Source organism: Inquilinus sp. Marseille-Q2685 (assembly GCF_916619195.1).
In the GTDB taxonomy this organism is placed as follows: Bacteria; Pseudomonadota; Alphaproteobacteria; order DSM-16000; family Inquilinaceae; genus Inquilinus.
Genome location: NZ_CAKAKL010000010.1, coordinates 127,123 through 145,181, shown reverse-complemented (window position 1 = coordinate 145,181; position 18,059 = coordinate 127,123). Strand labels below are relative to the sequence as shown.

Annotated in this window: 18 protein-coding genes; 9 read left to right on the top strand and 9 right to left on the bottom strand. The window is 72.0% G+C overall.

Translation table 11 applies throughout. The features are described 5' to 3' along the window. Nucleotides 1-8: 8 nt before the first annotated feature. On the bottom strand, nt 9-692 hold the full coding sequence (locus tag LG391_RS30735; protein WP_225772283.1) for a GntR family transcriptional regulator: 684 nt from the start codon (nt 690-692) through the stop codon (nt 9-11). Nucleotides 693-843: 151 nt separating this feature from the next. On the opposite strand from LG391_RS30735, the gene mdcA reads away from it, so the two are divergent. The 8 genes from mdcA to yghX all read left to right on the top strand — a co-directional run bounded on the left by mdcA (nt 844) and on the right by yghX (nt 8,169). Continuing rightward, on the top strand, nt 844-2,478 hold the full coding sequence (gene mdcA, locus LG391_RS30730; protein WP_225772281.1) for a malonate decarboxylase subunit alpha: 1,635 nt from the start codon (nt 844-846) through the stop codon (nt 2,476-2,478). Between the two features lie 6 nt (nt 2,479-2,484). Continuing rightward, on the top strand, nt 2,485-3,534 hold the full coding sequence (locus LG391_RS30725) for a triphosphoribosyl-dephospho-CoA synthase (protein WP_225772279.1): 1,050 nt from the start codon (nt 2,485-2,487) through the stop codon (nt 3,532-3,534). Next, nucleotides 3,522-3,815, top strand: coding sequence for a malonate decarboxylase subunit delta (locus LG391_RS30720; RefSeq protein WP_225772277.1), 294 nt, complete (start codon nt 3,522-3,524; stop codon nt 3,813-3,815). The genes LG391_RS30725 and LG391_RS30720 overlap by 13 nt, the downstream gene beginning before the upstream one ends. After that, the gene (locus LG391_RS30715; protein WP_225772275.1) at nt 3,812-4,657 is read left to right on the top strand and encodes a biotin-independent malonate decarboxylase subunit beta; all 846 of its coding nucleotides are present in this window, start codon (nt 3,812-3,814) and stop codon (nt 4,655-4,657) included. The genes LG391_RS30720 and LG391_RS30715 overlap by 4 nt, the downstream gene beginning before the upstream one ends. Beyond that, nucleotides 4,654-5,481: a biotin-independent malonate decarboxylase subunit gamma gene (gene mdcE / locus LG391_RS30710; protein ID WP_225772273.1), complete on the top strand. Its 828-nt coding sequence runs from the start codon at nt 4,654-4,656 to the stop codon at nt 5,479-5,481. The genes LG391_RS30715 and mdcE overlap by 4 nt, the downstream gene beginning before the upstream one ends. A 64-nt stretch (nt 5,482-5,545) precedes the next feature. Beyond that, nucleotides 5,546-6,187, top strand: a complete 642-nt coding sequence (locus LG391_RS30705) for a malonate decarboxylase holo-ACP synthase (protein WP_225772271.1) — start codon at nt 5,546-5,548, stop codon at nt 6,185-6,187. Next, nucleotides 6,184-7,113: a malonate decarboxylase subunit epsilon gene (gene mdcH, locus LG391_RS30700; protein ID WP_225772268.1), complete on the top strand. Its 930-nt coding sequence runs from the start codon at nt 6,184-6,186 to the stop codon at nt 7,111-7,113. The genes LG391_RS30705 and mdcH overlap by 4 nt, the downstream gene beginning before the upstream one ends. Nucleotides 7,114-7,281: 168 nt before the next feature. Beyond that, the gene (gene yghX / locus LG391_RS30695) at nt 7,282-8,169 is read left to right on the top strand and encodes a YghX family hydrolase (RefSeq protein ID WP_225772266.1); all 888 of its coding nucleotides are present in this window, start codon (nt 7,282-7,284) and stop codon (nt 8,167-8,169) included. Between the two features lie 82 nt (nt 8,170-8,251). Here yghX and LG391_RS30690 read toward each other — a convergent pair whose 3' ends face one another. The 4 genes from LG391_RS30690 to LG391_RS30675 are packed head-to-tail and all read right to left on the bottom strand — an operon-like array spanning nt 8,252 to nt 12,488. Then, nucleotides 8,252-9,148, bottom strand: coding sequence for a dihydrodipicolinate synthase family protein (locus LG391_RS30690; RefSeq protein ID WP_225772264.1), 897 nt, complete (start codon nt 9,146-9,148; stop codon nt 8,252-8,254). A gap of 27 nt (nt 9,149-9,175) precedes the next feature. Continuing rightward, nucleotides 9,176-10,330, bottom strand: a complete 1,155-nt coding sequence (locus LG391_RS30685; RefSeq protein ID WP_225772262.1) for an iron-containing alcohol dehydrogenase — start codon at nt 10,328-10,330, stop codon at nt 9,176-9,178. 11 nt (nt 10,331-10,341) lie between these two features. Continuing rightward, nucleotides 10,342-11,370: a 4-hydroxythreonine-4-phosphate dehydrogenase PdxA gene (pdxA, locus tag LG391_RS30680; RefSeq protein ID WP_225772260.1), complete on the bottom strand. Its 1,029-nt coding sequence runs from the start codon at nt 11,368-11,370 to the stop codon at nt 10,342-10,344. Next, nucleotides 11,367-12,488: a four-carbon acid sugar kinase family protein gene (locus LG391_RS30675; RefSeq protein ID WP_225772258.1), complete on the bottom strand. Its 1,122-nt coding sequence runs from the start codon at nt 12,486-12,488 to the stop codon at nt 11,367-11,369. The genes pdxA and LG391_RS30675 overlap by 4 nt, the downstream gene beginning before the upstream one ends. A gap of 284 nt (nt 12,489-12,772) precedes the next feature. Here LG391_RS30675 and LG391_RS30670 point away from each other — a divergent pair, with 284 nt between their 5' ends. Beyond that, nucleotides 12,773-13,543 carry a FadR/GntR family transcriptional regulator gene (locus LG391_RS30670; protein WP_225772256.1) on the top strand — a complete coding sequence of 257 codons (771 nt, stop codon included), beginning with the start codon at nt 12,773-12,775 and terminating at the stop codon, nt 13,541-13,543. Nucleotides 13,544-13,563: 20 nt separating this feature from the next. Here the strand turns inward: LG391_RS30670 and LG391_RS30665 are convergent, their stop codons facing one another. From LG391_RS30665 to LG391_RS30650, 4 genes are read right to left on the bottom strand one after another with little or no spacing between them, the layout of a single operon-like run. Beyond that, nucleotides 13,564-13,944, bottom strand: a complete 381-nt coding sequence (locus LG391_RS30665; RefSeq protein ID WP_225772254.1) for a cupin domain-containing protein — start codon at nt 13,942-13,944, stop codon at nt 13,564-13,566. 23 nt (nt 13,945-13,967) lie between these two features. Then, a complete protein-coding gene (locus LG391_RS30660; protein WP_225772252.1) occupies nt 13,968-15,044 on the bottom strand; it encodes a Gfo/Idh/MocA family protein in 1,077 nt (358 codons plus the stop codon). Between the two features lie 4 nt (nt 15,045-15,048). Continuing rightward, nucleotides 15,049-15,879: a carbohydrate ABC transporter permease gene (locus LG391_RS30655; protein ID WP_225772250.1), complete on the bottom strand. Its 831-nt coding sequence runs from the start codon at nt 15,877-15,879 to the stop codon at nt 15,049-15,051. Next, a complete protein-coding gene (locus LG391_RS30650; protein ID WP_225772248.1) occupies nt 15,876-18,032 on the bottom strand; it encodes an extracellular solute-binding protein in 2,157 nt (718 codons plus the stop codon). Before LG391_RS30650 ends, LG391_RS30655 begins: the two co-directional genes overlap by 4 nt. Between the last annotated feature and the right edge of the window lie 27 nt (nt 18,033-18,059).

Genomic DNA, 18,059 nt, shown 5'->3' with positions numbered 1-18,059 from the left:
CCGCGGCGTCAGCCCGTCTGGCCGGGCTCCAATGTCAGGAAGCGCGCCAGGGCGCTGCCGGCGTTCAGCATGTGCTCGCGCATGGCGAAGGCGGCCTCGTCCGGGTCGCCGCGGGTCATCGCCCGCAGGATCCGGCCATGCTCGTCGCGCGACTGGACCAGGCGGTTGGGATAGCGCAGCTGGGTGCGCCGGAACGGCAGCAGCCGGGCGCGCAGCTGCAGCGCATGCTCGACCAGGAAGCCGTTGTGGGTGGCGCGGTAGATGCCTTCGTGGAAGGCCAGGTTGAAGGCGTCGTAGCCGGCGATGTCGCCGGACCGCAGCAGCGCCTCGGAGTCCTCGTGCAGCTCGATCAGCCGGCCGCGCTCCAGCGCCGTCATCCGGTTGGTCGCCATGCGCGCGCACATCGCCTCGATCTCGGCCGTGACCTCGAACATCTCGGACAGGGTCTCGATCGTCATCGGCAGCACGACGATGCCGCGGCGCGGCCGGATCTCGACCAGCCCGGCGGCGGCCAACTGGCGCACCGCGTCGCGCACCGGCGTGCGGGAGGCGCCATAGGTGTCGGCCAGTTGCGCCTCGTCCAGCACCGTGCCGGGCGGCAGGCGGCCGGTGGAGATCTCGTCGGTCAGCGCCAGGCGAATGCGCTCCGACAATGACGCACGGTCGTCGACGGGCGTATCCTGAAGGGCCAAGATCAGGCCTCCCCCGTGCACGTTAATTGATTTTAACGACGATAACGTATCCCAACGCCTTGCCAAACGCAATCTCTGTATTCATATTCCGGAACACCGACGGCATTCGTATACACTGACCCGTCGACCCGACATGCTGCGGAGACACACCATGGATCAGCCCTGGTCGACGCTGCCCGCCCGCAAGCAAAGGCGCCTGGAGCGCGCCGCCGCCTTCGCCGACGGCCCGGTGCTGAAGCCGGAGCGGATCGGCGACGCGCTGGAGGCGCTGATCGAGCCGGGCGACCGCGTCGCGCTCGAAGGCGACAACCAGAAGCAGGCGGATTTCCTGTCCCGCACCCTGGCCGGGCTCGACCCTGGCAAGGTGCACGACCTGCACCTGCTGATCTCGACCCTGGGCCGGCGCGAGCATCTTGACCTGTTCGAGCGGGGCATCGCCCGCAAAGTCGACTTCTCCTTTGCCGGGCCGCAGAGCCTGCGCGTGGCGCAGCTGCTGGAGGACGGCAAGCTCGAGATCGGCGCGATCTACACCTATGTCGAGCTCTATGCCCGGATGTTCGTCGACCTGACGCCGCAGGTGGCGCTGGTCTGCGCCGAGAAGGCGGACCGGCACGGCAACCTCTACACCGGCGCCAACACCGAGGACACGCCGACCATCGTCGAGGCCACAGCCTTCCGCCACGGCGTGGTCGTGGCCCAGGTCAACGAGATCGTCGACGAGCTGCCGCGGGTCGACATCCCCGCGTCCTGGGTCGATTTCGTGGTCGAGGCCGATCGGCCCTTCGCGGTCGAGCCGCTGTTCACCCGCGACCCGCGCCATATCGGCGAGCTGCAGATCCTGATGGGGATGATGATCATCCGCGGGATCTACGAGCGGCACGGCGTCACTGCGCTGAACCACGGCATCGGCTTCGACACCGCGGCCGTGGAGCTGCTGCTGCCGACCTATGGCGAGAGCCTGGGGCTGAAGGGCAAGATCTGCCGCAACTGGGCGCTGAACCCGCACCCGACGCTGATCCCGGCGATCGAGAGCGGCTGGGTCGAGAGCATCCACTGCTTCGGCAGCGAGGTCGGGATGGAAGACTATATCCGCGCCCGGCCGGACATCTTCTTCGTCGGCCGCGACGGCGGCCTGCGGTCGAACCGCGTGTTCTGCCAGCTGGCCGGGCAGTACGGCGTCGACCTGTTCATCGGCTCGACCCTGCAGATGGATGCCGACGGCAACTCCTCCACCGTCACGCTGGGGCGGCTGGCCGGGTTCGGCGGCGCGCCGAATATGGGCCACGACCCGCGCGGCCGCCGCCACGCCAGCGACGCCTGGCTCAGCCTGATGACTTCGAAGGCGCCGGTCGCGCGCGGCCGCAAGCTGGTGGTGCAGACGGTCGAGACCTTCAAGTCCGGCGGCGTTCCGGCCTTCGTCGAGACGCTCGACGCGGTCGAGGTCGGCCGCAACAGCGGCATGCCGGTGGCGCCGGTGATGATCTACGGCGACGACGTCTCGCATGTCGTGACCGAGGAGGGCATCGCCTATCTCTACAAGGCCGAGGGCGGCGAGGAGCGGCGCGCCGCCATCGCCGCGGTGGCCGGCGCCACCGAGATCGGCCGGCGGGCGGAGGCGAAGCGGACCGCCGATCTGCGCGCCCGCGGCATCGTCGCCTATCCCGAGGATCTCGGCGTCAGCCGGCTGCAGGCCCAGCGCTCGCTGCTGGCGGCGCGGTCGATCGACGACCTGGTGGACTGGTCCGGCGGGCTGTACCGGCCGCCGGCCCGGTTCCGCAGCTGGTGACCGGCCATGGGCAAGATCGATGCCTTAAGTTTCCTGAGTCCCCCCTCCCCTTGCGGGAGAGGGCTAGGGGGGGGGTTCCCTCGGCCCAAGCCGGCCCGGATTGTCACTGGCCGGCGAGATCGAAGATCTGACCACCAGCGCGCGGAGCCTGTCCTCGGCAACCCCCTCCCCCTACCCCCTCCCGCGAGGAGAGGGGGGACTAAAGAGGGGAATCCTTCGACCGTTCTCACCCCCGACACCCTCGCCGACCTCGCCGTCTGGGCGCTGATCGAGGAGGCGGAGCTGACCCCGAAGCCGGGGCTGGTCGACCGGCGCGGCCCCGGCGCGCATCGCGACCTGGACCTGGAGACGCTGCGCCGCAGCGCCCGGGCCCTGCGCCCGGCCTTCCGCGCCATGGCCGAGGCCGCCCGAGACCGCGTCCCGGATCAGGCGCTGCGCGAGGAGCTGGCCGCGATCGGCCGGGCCGGCGAGGTCCACATGATGGCCGCGACCGGCGGCAGCAACGCGCATCGCGGCGCGATCTGGGCGCTGGGGCTGCTGCTGGCCGGGGCGGCAATCGCCGGCCCGGTCGATACCCGCCGCATCGCCGCCGCGGCCGCCGCGATCGCATTCTGGCCCGACCGTTTCGCGCCGCGGGCGTCCAGCAACGGCGAGCGGGTGCGGCAGGCGCATGGCGCCGCCGGCGCCCGCGGCGAGGCCCGGGCCGGCTTCCCGCATGTCGTCGACATCGCCCTCCCCACCCTGCGGGCCAGCCGTGCCGCCGGGGCCGCCGAGACCGAAGCGCGGCTGGACGCGCTGCTAGCGGTCATGGCGTCGCTGGACGACACCTGCCTGCTGCATCGCGGAGGCCGGCCGGCGCTGGCGGCGGCGCAGTCCGGCGCCCGCGCCGTGCTGGCGGCCGGCGGCACTGCCACCCCGGCCGGCCGCGCGGCGCTGCGGGCGCTCGACGCCGACCTGCTGTCCCGCTGGGTGTCGCCCGGCGGCTCGGCGGACCTGCTGGCCGCCGCCCTGTTCCTCGACCGCATCAACCGGAGCTTCGCCCCATGGAACGCCTGAGCTTCGACTACCCCGCGACGACGCCCGTGCCGCGGCGCGCCCATGTCGGCGTCGTCGGCTCCGGCAACCTCGAGGTGCTGATCGAGCCCTCGCCGGACGGCCAGGCCCATATCCGCGTCACCACCAGCGTCGACGGCTACGGCGCGGTGTGGCAGGCGGTGCTGGACCGCTTCATCGCCCGCCACGGCGTCGCGGCATCGGTCGAGATCAACGATTTCGGGGCCACGCCCGGCATGGTGGCGCTGCGCCTGGAGCAGGCGGTGGAGGCGACACGGTCATGAACGCCATCGCGAACCGCAACAGCTTCATCGAGCGGACCGCCCGCGAGCGCGCCCGCGCGCTGCTGGACGAAGGCAGCTTCCGCGAGATCCTCGGGCCCTTCGACCGGCTGGTGTCGCCCTGGCTGCCGCTGCAGGGCATCCCGACCCAGTCCGACGACGGGGTGGTGCTGGCCCGCGGCCGCATCGACGGCCGGCCGGCGGTGGTGGCCGCGATCGAGAGCGCCTATCAGGGCGGCAGCATGGGCGAGGTCGCCGGCGCCAAGATCGCCGGGGCGCTGGAACGGACCCTGGCCGACCATGAGCGCGGCATCCCGACCCGGCCGGTGATCCTGTTCGAGACCGGCGGCGTGCGGCTGCAGGAGGCCAATCTGGGCCTCGCCGCCATCGCCGAGATCCAGGCCGCCATCCTGGCGCTGCGGCCGCACGTGCCGGTGGTCGGGGTGGTGTCCGGCATGGTCGGCTGCTTCGGCGGCATGTCGCTGGCGGCGGCGCTGTGCAGCACGCTGATCGTCACCCGCCAGGCCCGGCTGGGCATGAACGGGCCGGAGGTGATCGAGCAGGAGGCCGGGATCGAGGAGCTGGATTCCTCCGACCGCACTCTGATCTGGAGCCTGATCGGCGGCGAACAGCGCCGGGCCGCCGGCTTCGTCGACGCGCTGGTCGCGGATGATGCCGGGGCGATCGCCGACGCGGTGCGCGCCGCCTTCGCCGCCGGGCCGCCGCGGCAGCATCGCAGCATGGCGGTCGATCTGTACCGGGCGCGACTGGCGGCGATCGACCCGGCCGCGCCGCCGACGCCGCAACAACTGCGGGACCTGTGGGGCGAGGAGAGCGTGTCATGACCAGCATCCCATCCGACAGCCTGGGCCGGACCTGGCTTTCGGCCCTGGCCGGGCCGGGGACGGCCGTCGACGGCACCTCAACCGTGCTGGCCGCCGATGCGCCGCTGGGCGGCGAGACCGCGCGCTTCATCGCGGTGGTGCCCGATCCGGCCAACCGCTTCCCGCGGGCCCGGCACGGCGAGGTCGGGCTGGACGAAGGCTGGGGCCTGGCCGCGACGGTCCGTGAGGTCATCGACGCCGATCGAGAGGGCCCTCGGCGCCCGGTCATCGCTCTGGTCGACGTCACCAGCCAGGCCTATGGACGGCAGGAGGAGATGCTGGGCATCCACCTGGCCTGCGCCGCGGCCGCCGACGCCTATGCCGCGGCCCGGCTGGCCGGGCATCCGGTGGTGGCGCTCCTGGTCGGCAAGGCGATGTCCGGCGCCTTCCTGGCGCATGGCTACCAGGCCAACCGGATCCTGGCGCTGGCCGATGACGGCGTGCTGGTGCATGCGATGGGCCGGGAGGCCGCGGCGCGCGTCACCTGCCGCACGGTCGCGGAGCTCGACCGGCTGGGCGAGCAGGTCCCGCCGATGGCCTATGGCATCCGCGCCTATGCCGGGCTGGGCCTGCTGCACCGGCTGATCGAGGGCGTTGCGGCCGACACGCCGGGCGCTGCGGATGTCGAGCGGGTGCGGGCCGAGCTTGTGGCGGCAGTGGCTGATATCCGCGCTTCGGGCCGCCGCGACCTCTCCTCCCGCTTGGCCTCACCGGCGGCGCAACACGGCCGCGCCGCCTCGATCGAGGTGCGCCGGCGGCTGGCCGAGCAGTGGGACGCCGAGTGAGATGAGAGAACGGGGCGGAACCACAATCGAGTCCCCCCTACCCTCCCGCAAGGGGAGGGGGGACTTGGAAAAGGTAGGCGCTACCCCGCTTGCCGGACCATTCCGCCCCCACGACCTGCTGCGGGTCGATTCTGCGGCCGTCCTCGAGGTGACCCGGGACCTGCCCGGCTGGACGGTGGCGTCGCTGGCGGCGGTACCCGGGGCAGTGGTGCGGCGGGCGATGGCGTGCAACGGCCTGCTGCCGGTCGGCATCCGCGGATCCGGCCGTGCCGAACGCTGCGCCGCCTGGCTGCCGCCTGCCGCGGTCGTCGCGTGCGTCACGCCGGAGGAGTTGGCCGCCGCCCGGGCCTGGCACGCGCATCCGCGCCAAGCCGAAATTCCGGCGCTGGCCGCGCTCGACTCCGTCGCCGCACTGCTCGCCGGGTCGGACTGGGGCCTGGCCGGCAGCGTCGGCTTCGAGCTCGCCACCGGACATCCGACGGCGACCCCGGACAGCGATCTCGACATCGTCCTGCGCGCCCCGGGCCGGATCGGCCCCGCCGAGGCCCGCTCACTGCTGGCGGCCCTGCCCGCCCGGGTCGACGTCGCAGTGGAGACGCCGCTCGGCGCCTGCAGCCTGGCCGAGGTCGCCGCAGGCGGCGCCGTCGCGGTCAAGACCTTCACCGGGCCGCGGCTGGTCCGCGATCCCTGGGCCGAGCCCGCATGAGCCTCGCCTTCCTGTTCCCCGGCCAGGGCGCGCAGAGCCCCGGCTTCCTGCACCGCCTGCCGGACCATCCGGCCGTCGCGGCGACGCTGGCCGAGGCCAGGGCCGCACTCGGGCAGGAGGTCCGGGAGCTGGATCGCGAGACCGCCCTGCAATCGACGGTGGCGGTGCAGATCGGCCTGACCGTCGCCGGCGTCGCCGTCGCGCGGGCCCTGGCGGCGGAAGGCGTCGTCCCCGCCATGGTCGCGGGCCTGTCGGTCGGGTCCTTCGCCGCCGCGGTGGCGGCCGGGGCCATCGGTTTCGCCGACGCGCTGCGCGTGGTCGACCGCCGGGCGCGGCTGATGGAGCAGGCCTGCCCGGCCGGATACGGCATGGTCGCGGTGACCGGGCTGCCGCAGCGCCGGGTCGAGGCGATCGTCGGCGCGATCCACGGCGCGGCCGCACCGTTGTACCTCGCCAATCTCAACGGCCCGGCGGAGTTCGTGCTGAGCGGCGCCGATGCGGCGCTGGACCGGGCGATCGAGGCCGCACGGCAGGCCGGCGCCCGGCGGGCGGAGCGCCTGGCCGTCGCCGTGCCGTCGCATGCGCCGCTCATGGACCGGGCGGCGGCGACGCTGACGGCGGAGGCCGAGGCGGTGCCGATCGCGGCGCCGCGCATCGCCATGATCGGCAACCGCCGGGCCCGGATGCTGCGCGATGCCGACGCGGTGCGGGAGGAACTGGCGACCAACCTGGCCCATCCGGTGCGCTGGTCCGACAGCGTCGCGCTGATGGCCGAGCACGGCGCCACCGTCTTCCTGGAGATGCCTCCGGGCGACGTCCTGACCCGGCTGGCCGCTTCGGAGCACCCCGGGCTGACCGGCCGCGCCCTGGACGGCCTGTCGCTGGCGGGCGCACGGGCCCTGGCCGCCCGCGCCCGCGAGCCATAGGCCGCCGTCAGCCCGAAATGTGGCGAGATGAGAGAATGCGGGGGCCGGATGGCGAGACGGTCGTCCCGCCGCAGCCGCGACGATTCCGCCGACGGTTCCGGCCGCGACGAACGTGAGGTTCGTGTCGCCGCTTCAGGACTCGAGGCGGCCTGGAAAGGGAAGCGCTTCATGACCCGTCTCACGGCCAAGGACTTCCAGCCGGAGCTGCTCGAGCTCTACGACTTCTACGTCCATGGGAAGATCACCAAGCGCGAGTTCCTCGACCGCGCCGGCACATTCGCCGTCGCCGGGCTGAGCGCGGCGGCCATCCTGGCGTCGCTGAGCCCGAACTACGCGATGGCGCAACAGGTCGCGTTCACCGACCCGGACATCGTCGCCGAGTACATCACCTACCGGTCGCCCGACGGCAACGGCGAGGTCCGTGCCTATCAGGTCCGTCCCGCCAAGGCCGCCGGCCGGGTGGCGGGCGTGGTCGTGGTGCATGAGAACCGCGGCCTCAACCCCTATATCGAGGATGTGGCGCGGCGCGTGGCCAAGGCCGGCTTCGTCGCGCTCGCCCCCGACGGCCTCACCTCGGTCGGCGGCTATCCCGGCAACGACGACAAGGGCCGCGAGCTGCAGCAGAAGGTCGATCCCGCCAAGCTGATGAACGACTTCTTCGCTGCGGTCGAATTCCTGATGAAGAGCGAGCTGACCACCGGCAAGGTCGGCATCACCGGCTTCTGCTACGGCGGCGGCGTCGCCAACGCCGCGGCCGTGGCCTATCCCGAGCTCGGCGCCGCCGTGCCGTTCTACGGCCGGCAGGCGAAGCCGGAGGATGTGGCGCGGATCAGGGCGCCGCTGCTGCTGCACTACGCCGAGACCGACGCCAGCATCAATGCCGGCTGGCCCGCCTACGAGGCCGCCCTGAAGGCCCAGGGCAAGACCTACGAGGCCTACATCTATCCCGGCACCAATCACGGCTTCCACAACGACTCCACGCCCCGCTACGACGAGGCCGCCGCCAAGCTGGCCTGGGACCGGACGATCGCGTGGTTCAAGCGCTACCTGGGCTGATCGGGGGCGACCGCTCAGATGCGGACGACGTGGCGCGGATGCACCTCCTCGCCCCTCGGCAGCGCCAGGACGTTGCGCACCGTCATTCCGCCGGCTGGCCCGCGGCCTCGACATAGGCCGCAGAAATCTCGGCGATCCGGCGGTCGGCCGTCTCGGGGATCAGCACCGGGCCGCGGCTGCGGCCGACCTCCGGCATCGCATGGCACAGCGCGCGCTTGACCATCGCCGGCGGGAAGCCTAGCGCGTACAACTCCCGCCGCAGGGCGCTGAATCGGGCCTGGCGGGCCTCGGCCGCCGCCAGGTCGCCGCGGACGAAGGCGGCATGGATGCCGTTGAGGGTCACCGGGCAGACATTGCCGAGGCCAGAGATGCAGCCCGCCGCACCATGGCGCAGCCCGTGCAGCACCAGGGAATCCGGCCCGACCAGCACGTCGAAATCCGGACGGTCGCGGGCGATCGCCAGGAACGCGTCGAGGCTCTCCTGCGACCCGGCGCTGTCCTTGATGCCGATGATGTTGGGATGGTCGGCCAGCGTCCGGACGGTGTCCGGCTCCAGCGTGTTCCCGGTGCGCGCCGGGATGTTGTAGAGGTACAGCGGCACCGACAGCGCATCGGCCACGCGCCGGTAGTGGTCGGTCAGCTCCGCCTGCGAGCAGGCGATGAAGGACGGCGTGATCGCCGAGACGGCCTTGACGCCCAGCCGCTCGACCTGCCGGCCGAGGGCGATGGTCTGGCCGGTGGCAATCTCGCCGATATGGGCCAGCACCGGCACCCGGCCGGCCGCGGCCTCGACGCAGGTCTCGGCCAGCCGCACCTTCTCCTCGACCGACAAGGCGTAGAACTCGCCATTGGTGCCGGCGCAGAACACGCCGTTGCCGGCGGCGGCCTGGCGTCCGACCTGGCGGCGCAGCGCCGCATGGTCGATGGCCTCGTCCCCATCGAACGGGGTGACGATGGCGACGAAAGGACCGGTGATCATGTTTCCTCCGTGTCTGGCGTACTCGGCTCAATAGGCCGCGCGGTAGATCGCCAGGATGTCGTCGCGCGACAGGTCGCGCGGGTTGTTGTCGAGCAGCCGGCGGATGGCATGCGCCTCCTCCGCCATACGCGGCAGGTCGTCCTGCGGCACGCCATAGGCCGACAGCCGCATCTCGCAGCCGAGGCCGGCGCACCAGCGATAGGCGGCGTCGAACACGGCGCCGGGGTCGGTCGCGGCCCGGAGCCCCAGCGCGGCCAGCACGGCGGCGGTGCGCTGCGGCACCGCCGGGGCGTTGAAGGCCAGCACATGCGGGAAGACCAGGGCGTTGGCCGCGCCATGCGCGACATGGTGCCGGGTGCCCAGCGGATAGGCGACGGCATGGCCGCCGGCGGTGTTGACCGGGCCCAGGCAGAGGCCGCCGTAGAACGAGGCCAGGGCCAGGCCGGCGCGCGCCGCCCGGTCGCCGCCATCCGCGATCGCCCGCGGCAGCCAGCGGCCGACCAGCCGGGCGCCTTCCAGGGCGTAGAGGTCGATCGCCGGATGCGCCTTGCGGTTGGTATAGGCCTCGACGCAATGGGCCAGGGCGTCGACGCCGGTGGCGGCGGTGACCGCGGGCGGGACGCTGAGCGTCAGGTCCGGGTCGATGACGGCGAGGTCGGCCAGCATGTGCCGGCTCTGCACCGCCAGCTTGCTGCGCGTGACCGGGTCGGTGACGAGGGCGCGGGTCCCGGCCTCGCTGCCGGTGCCGGCGGTGGTCGGCACCTGGACCAGGGCCGCGCGCTTGCCCGCCACCTTCTCGACGCCGGCGACATCGGCGAGGGACTGGCCGCTGCCGGGCAGCACCGCGGCCAGCTTGGCCATGTCCATGGCGCTGCCGCCGCCGAAACCGACCACCACCTGGGCCTCGGCCCGTTCGGCCACGGCCAGCAGCGCCTCCAGATTCGGCAGGTCGGGCTCCGGCTTGATCTCGGCGAACACCGTCACGGCCGCGCCGGCGAGGCCCAGCAGGTCGACCCGGGCGGCGTTGAAGGCGTCGGCCACCACCAGCACGCGGGCGAAGCCGTTCTCCCGGATCCAGCGGCCCGCGGCCGGGGCGGTGCCCGAGCCAAACTCGACGCGGCGCGGACGGGTCAGGTCGATCGGGCGGGTCGGGTCGCCGGCGGTCATGTCGTCGGTGGTCATGGCGGGGTCCGTCAGGCTGCGGCGCCGGCGGCGGCCAGCGCCTCGGCATATTCGATCGCCTCGATCAGGCTCAGCTCGTTGGCGATGCCCTTGCCGGCGATGTCGAAGGCGGTGCCGTGGTCGACCGAGGTGCGGATGATCGGCAGGCCCAGCGTGATGTTGACGCCGCTGAGCGCGTCCCAGGTCCCGGTCTCCGGATTGACGTTGAAGCCCAGCAGCTTCACCGGGATGTGGCCCTGGTCGTGATACATCGCGACCACCGCGTCGTACTGGCCGGCGCGCAGCTTGACGAAGACGGTGTCGCCCGGCACCGGGCCGACCACGTCCAGCCCGTCGGCCACGCAGCGGGCGATCACCGGCTCGCTGATGTCGATGTCCTGCCGGCCGAACAGCCCGCCCTCCCCGGCATGCGGATTCAGGGCGGCGACCGCGATGCGGCGGCGCGGCAGCCTCAGCCCGGCCAGCGCCCGGTCGGTCAGGTCGATGACGGTGCGCAGCCGCTCCGGCGTCAGCCGGGCCGGCACGTCCTGCAGCGCGATATGGGTGGTGACGTGGCTGACGCGCATGTTGCCGTGCGCCAGCATCATCACCGAGCCGCGGACCCCGGTCAGCTCGGCCAGCATCTCGGTATGGCCGGCGAAATGGTAGCCGGCCTTGTTCAGCGCCTCCTTGTTCAGCGGTCCGGTGACCATGCCCTGGATGCGCCCGGCCTGGGCCAGCCGCACCGCCCGTTCCACCGCCAGATAGGCGAAGCGCCCGCCATCCGCCGACAGCACGCCCGGGCGGATCGGCTCGCCCTCCGGCCCGGCCTGCAGGCAGGCCAGCGCCGGCCAGGACGCGTCGCCCTCCCGCACCTCGGGGAACTCCAGCTCGCTGCCCAGCGCCGTCCGTGCCGCCTCCAGCGACACCCGGCTGCCGATCACCAGCAGGCGCAGCTCCCCGGCCGCCAGCCTGTCCTGCAGCCGCGCGCAGGCCTTGACGATGATCTCGGGGCCGACGCCGGCCGGATCCCCCATGGTGATGGCGAGATGAGGTGTCATGCGTGCGCTCCTTGCAGCTCCGCCCGTTCGAGGCCGAGCAGCCGTCGCAGCAGCCCGGGGTCGCCGAACGCGCCCGATTTCGAGATGACGCGGACGCCGTCGAACCGCCCGCCGCGCAGGATCGAGTGGGGCACGCCGGGCAGGAGATGGCCATCGAGATCCAGCCGCTCGGCCTCCAAGGCCACGCACAGCGACCGCAGGGTCTCGCCGCCGGCGCCCAGCAGAGTGCCGGGCGGGTCGATCCGCCGGGCCAGGGTCCCCAGCTCGTCGCCGATGCGCCGGGCGGCCTCGTCGCGCGCCAGCCCGTCCGGCAGCGACACGGTGGCCAGCGCGATGCCCCGGTCGGTCAGCTGCCTGGCCAGGCGGGCGGCGGCGTCATTCCCGCCATGGGGCAGGACGGTGACCAGCGGCCCGCAGGCGGCCAGCTGCGCCGCGGTGGCGGGATGGTCGGTGCCGAACAGCCCGAGCACCGGGCCGGCCGGTTCGACGGGGAGAGCGGCAGGGCGGCGGAGAGTCCCTGCCAGCGCGCCGGCCAGTCCGCCGCTGCCGCACCACAGGACCGGCGCCTCGAGGGCGCGGCCGGCCGCCGCGATGGCGGCGAGGTCGGCCTCGGTCTCGGCGTCCCACAGGCTGATGCCCGGCGGCACCGGATCGCCGGGGCGGCGATGCCGCACCGCCAGCCCTTCGTGCCGCAGCTCGGCGCCCAGGTCGGCCCCGACCGGCCACCAGCCATCCGCCTTGCGCACCAGCTGCACGCCGTGGCGGGTGATGCGGCCCTGGGCAGGAAAGGCCGGCGCGATGATGCAATAGGCCGGCATCAGGACCTGGAGCCAGGCGGCGATCTCCGCCCCGGCATGGCCGCGCAGCAGGCTGTCCAGCTTGGCGTAGAAGATCGCGTCCGGCGCCTTCGGCAGCCCGGCGACCAGCCTTGCCAGGATGATCCGCGCCTCGTCCCGCCCGGCCTCCCGCGTGCCGCTGTCGAGGGCGATGCCGGCCGCCGGCGAGACGTGCGGCGCGTCCGTCCAGTAGACCGGAATCGGTCCGGCCGCGCCGGCGAACGGCGCCGCCGTGTCGAGCGCGCCGGTCAGGTCGTCTGCGATCAGCTGCAGCCGCGTCATCGCCCTCCCCCGGCCTTTCGCGTGAAGTCTCTCGCCCGGGCGATGCCCGTCGCATTCGGATGTCGCATTGAACCGCCGGCCCATCTTGTTGTCAACATGTTGTAAAAACAAATCGAAGGAAACGGGCCGGCCGAACGCGGGACCGCGATCACAGGTTAACAACATTCCGCTGCGCCGACGTCCGTCGGACAGGGGAGAACGGTTGATCTGGGCGGCCGGAAACCGCAGATAATAGGATGATCCGCGCCCGCCGAGACCCGGGCCATCACCTGCGAGACGATGTCATGGCCGAACAGGGCGCCCTTGAAGACAACTCCGTCCTGGCCGCGGCCGACGCGGCGGGGCGCGGGCGCCAGACACCCCTGGTCCAGAAGGTCTACCAGCATCTGCTGACCCAGATCGGCGGCGGCCAGTTCCAGCCCGACCAGAAGCTGCCGGGGGAGCATGAGCTGGCGGCGCAGTTCCAGGTGTCGCGCCCGATCGTGCGCGAGGCGCTGGGCCGGCTGCGCGAGGACGGGCTGATCTATTCGCGACGCGGGGCCGGCAGCTTCGTCAAGCCGCAGGCGGTGCAGGCGGATCGGCTTGCGCTGGGCTATTCACCGGTCGAGACGATCGCCGACATCCAGCGTTGCTACGAGTTCCGCCTGACGATCGAGCCCGATCACGCCCACTACGCCGCCCTGCGCTGGAACGAGCCGGCGCTGGCGGCGATCGCCGCGGCCCTCGACCTGATGCGCGACGCGACGCGGGCGCACCGGCACCGTGAGGACGCCGATTTCGCCTTCCACCTCGCCGTCGCGAAGGCGGCGAACAACCACTACTACGTGTCGTCCCTGCAGGCGCTGCGCGAGCACATCGCCGTCGGCATGAAGTTCCACGGCGTGTCGCTGATGGGGCCGCGATCGGGCCTCGCCGGCGTGCTGGAGGAGCACCGGACGATCTTCGAGGCGATCCGCAGCCGGGACGCCGAGCTGGCCCGGACCGCCATGCGCCGACACCTGGAGGGATCGCGCGACCGGATCTTCGAGGGCCGCGTGCTGGACCTGGCCCTGTGATGCGGCAGGTCCATTGGCCGTCAGGCCACGCCCTGCTCCTCGTGCAGGTCGGCGCGCCGGTCGCCGGAGGAGAAGGCGATGACCGCCTGCAGCGGCTCGTCGCCGACGCAGCGCGCCCAGTGCGGCACGCCGCGCGGGATGCGGATGGCCGAGCCGGGCTCCAGCGCCAGGATCTCGTCGCCCAGCCGGTGCTCGCAGCGGCCGGAGACGACGTACAGCACCTCCTCGCAATTGGGGTGGGAGTGCAGCGGGTTGCGCTCGCCGGGCTTGATCGTCACCAGGCCGAAGGTCAGCTCGGCGCCGGGCATGGCGGCCCCGGTCACCAGCCAGTCGAGCCGGCCCCAGTCGAGGATGGCGGTCTCGCGGCGGGCGGCATCGGCCACGCAGGGATGGGTGGTCATGGAAGTCGAACTCCGAGAAGAGGTCAGAGACTGACGGTCACGCCCGCCGGCGTGCGCTGGAAGGCTTCGAACAGGGCCATGATCCGGGCGGCGTCCTGCAGCGTGCCCTTGGCCGGCGGCGTGCCGGCCAGGACGCTGTCGCAGAAATGCAGGATCTCCGGCACATAGCCGAGATAGAACAGGTTGTTGTTGTAGAGCTGGCCCAGGGAGCATTCCGGCTCCCACACGATCGGGGCCTCGTCGTCGCCCTGGATGAAGGACGCGGCCCGGCCATAGGCGGGCAGCGCCGCCCGCCGGTAATAGGTCAGCCGGACGCCGTTCTCGACCACCGCATTGGCGCGGTCGCCGATCACCTCGACCCGCTCCAGCGGGCTGGTGCCGGACTGGCCGGCGGCGAAATGCAGGCTGCCGATGGCGCCGCTCTTGAATCGCAGCGACGCCACGGCGGCGCCGTTCGCCGGCTCCCACTCGTAGCTCATCCGGTCGACCGGTCCCATCAGGTGCAGCAGGATCGCGGCCGGGTGGTAGATGTGGTCGAGGAAGCTCTGCATCGCCACCAGGTCGCCCCGGCGCTCCGGCGGCGGCAGCGCCTGCGGATAGCGCAAGGCGATCGACGAGACACGGCCGAATTCCGGGCTGTCGATGATCGATTTCAGCTTCTCGATGGTCGGGAAGAACACCTTCTTCAGCCCGGTCATGACGAAGCGGCCGTGCCGCCCGCTCGCCGCCTCCAGATCGCGCACCTCGGCCAGGCTGGCGGCCGTCGGCTTCTCCATCCAGACATGGGCGCCGGCGGCCAGCACGTCCTGGGCCAGGCCGGTCGCCTGCACCCGGCCGTCCGGATGGTAGGCGGTGACGATGAACACCACGTCGGGCTTCTCGGCCGCCAGCATCTCGCGGTGGTCGGTGTAGCTGCGGCCGGCGCCGAACAGCCGGGCGTAGTCTGCGGCCCGGGCGCCATCGACGTCGCACACGGCGGCGAGATCGACGGGGGCGTAGCGCAGCGAGGGGTAGATGTTGCGGTAGGAATGGCCGCCGGCGCCGATGAAGCAGGCCTTCAGCCGCCGCTCATACTCGAAGTTGTAGGTGATGCTGGTCATGCGGTCATCCCTTGAGGGCACCCTGGGTCAGGCCTTCGGTGAAGCGGCGCTGGGTGGCGATGTAGAGGAGAACGATCGGCAGGAAGGAGATCACCGTGCCGGCGAAGACCAGGCGGTGATCGGTCGAATAGGTTCCGGCGAAGCGCACCAGGCCGAGCGGCAGGGTCTGCACCTCGGGCGAGATCAGCACCACCAGCGGCAGGAAGAAGTCGTTCCAGGTGCCGAGCGCGCTGATCACCACCAGGGCCAGCACCGCGGGGGCCGAGATCGGCAGGAAGATCCGCAGCAGGATGCGGCCATGGCCGCAGCCGTCGACCCGCGCCGCCTCCAGCAGCTCATGCGGGACGTTGCGGAAGAAGTTGCGCATCAGGAACACGCCGAAGGGGATGCCGTTGCCGACCTGGGCCAGGGTGATCCCGGCCAGGCTGTCGAGCAGCCCGAGGCCGGAGAGCAGCTGGTACAGCGGGATGACGATCGCCTGGATCGGCACGGTCAGGCCGAGGATCAGCAGATAGAACAGCGCCCCGCTGCCGCGGAACCGCATCTTGGCGAAGGCGTAGCCGGCCGGGGCGCAGACCAGGATCATCAGCACCACGACCGCCGCGACGTTGGCCAGGCTGTTCAGGATCAGCTCGCCGAACGACCCGATGCGCCAGGCGTCGACATAATTGGCCCACATCAGCCGGTCGGGCGCCGAGAACGGGTCGGCGGTGGCGATCTCGGCCTCGGTCTTCAGGCTGGAGGCGAGCAGCCACAGGAACGGCCCGAGGAGGAAGGCGAGCGGCGGCAGCAGGCCCAGCGCCCGCCAGCGGTCGGAGCGGGAGCGGCGGCTCATCGCATCCGCTCCCGCCAGCGGTTGAAGCCGACGGTGATGGCGATCGCCATCAGGCTGAGCACGACGCACAGCGCCGCGGCCCGGCCGTGATCCTGCAGCTGGAAGGCCAGCTTGTAGATGTAGGTGGTCAAGAGCTCGCTGCGGTAGAACGGCCCGCCCTGGGTCATCACCCAGATCGTGGCGAAGCCCTTCAGCCCGTTGATCAGCGCCAGCGAGGCGACGAAGGTCATGACCTCGCGCAGCCCCGGGATGGTGACGTGGCGCAGCTTCTGGAAGGCGGTGGCGCCGTCGACCTCCGCCGCGTCGTAGAGGGTGCGGTCGATGCCCTGCAGCCCGGCGATGAACAGCAGCATGTACAGGCCGAAGCCCTGCCAGCTGCTGGCGAGGTTGATCGAGAACAGCACCAGGAACGGCTCCGACAGCCAGCCGCGGGCCAGGCTGTCGAGGCCGAGGGTGTGGAGGGCGCCGTTGATCAGGCCGAAATAGGGGTCGTAGATCTTGCTCCAGATCACGCCGACCACGGCCAGCGACACCACATGCGGCAGGAAGAAGGCGCAGCGGTAGAAGATCCGCCCGGCCTTGAGCCCGGAGATCGCGAGGGCCAGGGCAAAGCCCAGGCCGCCGGCGAAGACCAGGTGCAGCACCAGCCAGACCACGGTCTGGCGCAGCGCCTGCCAGAAGATCGGGTCGCCCGCGAGCCGGGCGTAGTTCTGCAAGCCGCTACCCGCGGCCGCCCCGGCGCCGGTATCCGCCGCGGTGACGCTGAGGCGCAGGGTGTCGGCAATCGGCAGCAGGGTGAACAGGGCGTAGAGGCCGACCGCCGGCAGCAGGAACGGGATGGCGGCCCGCAGCCCTTCCCCGCCCGGCCGGGCGGGGAAGGGCTGCGGGCCGCCATCCCGTTCCTGCTGCATCTGGCCGTCGATCTGGGCCATGCCTGCCGCGGCGTCGATCTGGCCGCCGATCAGGCCCTGGATGACCTGCAGATAGGTCTCGAGGACGTTGCCGGGCATGTAGACGCTGGGGTTGTAGCCGACGCCCTTGTCGGCCGCGGCGAAGACGCTGGCCAGCACCGGCTGGCTCGGCGTCAGGCCCGACAGCGCCCGCGGATAGACCATCCAGCTGCTGGCATGCGAGGCCCGCCGGGTCATCACCGCATCCGACAGGATGTAGTCGAGCCATTTCAGGGCGAGGTCCGGGTGGCGCGAGGTCTTCGGCAGCATCCAGCTCCAGCCCACGCCGCCGGTGGCGAGGGAGTCGCCGGCGATATCCGACGGCATCGTCGCGTAGCCGGCATTGGCCATGTCGAAGCCAGCCTTGCGGGCGTTGTTGGTGAACCAGGGCCCGGCCACCATCATCGCCGCGCGCTTGGTGAACCAGAGCCGGGCGGCGGCGTCGAGGTCGAGCCCGACCATCTGCGGCTGGACATAGTCGGCGGCAACCAGGTCGACCAGGCGCTGCGCGCCCTTGACCATGGCCGGGTCGGCCCAGGGCCGCTGGCCCGACAGCACCTCGCCGACCCCCTGACGGCCGGCGGTCCCCTGCAGCAGGTTGCCGAACAGGTGGCCGCCATTGGCGTTGTTGCGCGGGCCGACGGTCAGCGGCTGGATGCCCGCCTGCTTGATCTCGCCGAGCAGCTTGAGGAAGCCCTCATAGCTGTCCGGCATGGTCCAGCCATGCTCGGCGAACATGTCCTTGTGGTAGAACACGCCGATGACGTCGAGCCCGTCCGGGATCTCGTAGATCTCGCCGCCGAACTGCCCCTTCAGCGTGTCGTAGAGCCAGGGATACAGCTGCGCCTTCCAGCCGCGCTCGTCGTAATAGCGGGTCAGCGGCACCACCAGCCCGGCCTTGGCGACGATGCCGACCCGGCCGACGCCGGAATTGGTCAGCACCAGGTCCGGGCCGGCATCGGACTGGATCGCCGCCTGCACGGCGCCGTTCGAGATGGTGCCGGTCGGCACCATGAACTCCACCGTCGTGCCGGGATTGGCCTTCTCGAAATCGGCCTTCAGGCCGTTCCAGAGATCGGCGATCACCGGATCGGTGATCTGCTCCGGCCCCCAGATCTTCAGGATTTCGGCCTTCGCCGGCGCGAGGCCCGCGGCGAAGCCGGCGGCGGCCAGGGCGAGCCCCAGGCCAAGACGTCTCAACATTCCCAGATCCTCCCTGTTGATCGGGCG

Excerpts from the sequence above, each read along its gene's own strand:
- mdcA (WP_225772281.1), top strand. The coding sequence starts at position 844 with ATGGATCAGCCCTGGTCGACGCTGCCCGCCCGCAAGCAAAGGCGCCTG.
- LG391_RS30725 (WP_225772279.1), top strand. The coding sequence starts at position 2,485 with ATGGGCAAGATCGATGCCTTAAGTTTCCTGAGTCCCCCCTCCCCTTGC.
- LG391_RS30720 (WP_225772277.1), top strand. The coding sequence starts at position 3,522 with ATGGAACGCCTGAGCTTCGACTACCCCGCGACGACGCCCGTGCCGCGG.
- LG391_RS30715 (WP_225772275.1), top strand. The coding sequence starts at position 3,812 with ATGAACGCCATCGCGAACCGCAACAGCTTCATCGAGCGGACCGCCCGC.
- mdcE (WP_225772273.1), top strand. The coding sequence starts at position 4,654 with ATGACCAGCATCCCATCCGACAGCCTGGGCCGGACCTGGCTTTCGGCC.
- mdcH (WP_225772268.1), top strand. The coding sequence starts at position 6,184 with ATGAGCCTCGCCTTCCTGTTCCCCGGCCAGGGCGCGCAGAGCCCCGGC.
- yghX (WP_225772266.1), top strand. The coding sequence starts at position 7,282 with ATGACCCGTCTCACGGCCAAGGACTTCCAGCCGGAGCTGCTCGAGCTC.
- LG391_RS30690 (WP_225772264.1), bottom strand. The coding sequence starts at position 9,148 with ATGATCACCGGTCCTTTCGTCGCCATCGTCACCCCGTTCGATGGGGAC.
- LG391_RS30685 (WP_225772262.1), bottom strand. The coding sequence starts at position 10,330 with ATGACCACCGACGACATGACCGCCGGCGACCCGACCCGCCCGATCGAC.
- pdxA (WP_225772260.1), bottom strand. The coding sequence starts at position 11,370 with ATGACACCTCATCTCGCCATCACCATGGGGGATCCGGCCGGCGTCGGC.
- LG391_RS30675 (WP_225772258.1), bottom strand. The coding sequence starts at position 12,488 with ATGACGCGGCTGCAGCTGATCGCAGACGACCTGACCGGCGCGCTCGAC.
- LG391_RS30670 (WP_225772256.1), top strand. The coding sequence starts at position 12,773 with ATGGCCGAACAGGGCGCCCTTGAAGACAACTCCGTCCTGGCCGCGGCC.
- LG391_RS30665 (WP_225772254.1), bottom strand. The coding sequence starts at position 13,944 with ATGACCACCCATCCCTGCGTGGCCGATGCCGCCCGCCGCGAGACCGCC.
- LG391_RS30660 (WP_225772252.1), bottom strand. The coding sequence starts at position 15,044 with ATGACCAGCATCACCTACAACTTCGAGTATGAGCGGCGGCTGAAGGCC.
- LG391_RS30655 (WP_225772250.1), bottom strand. The coding sequence starts at position 15,879 with ATGAGCCGCCGCTCCCGCTCCGACCGCTGGCGGGCGCTGGGCCTGCTG.
- LG391_RS30650 (WP_225772248.1), bottom strand. The coding sequence starts at position 18,032 with ATGTTGAGACGTCTTGGCCTGGGGCTCGCCCTGGCCGCCGCCGGCTTC.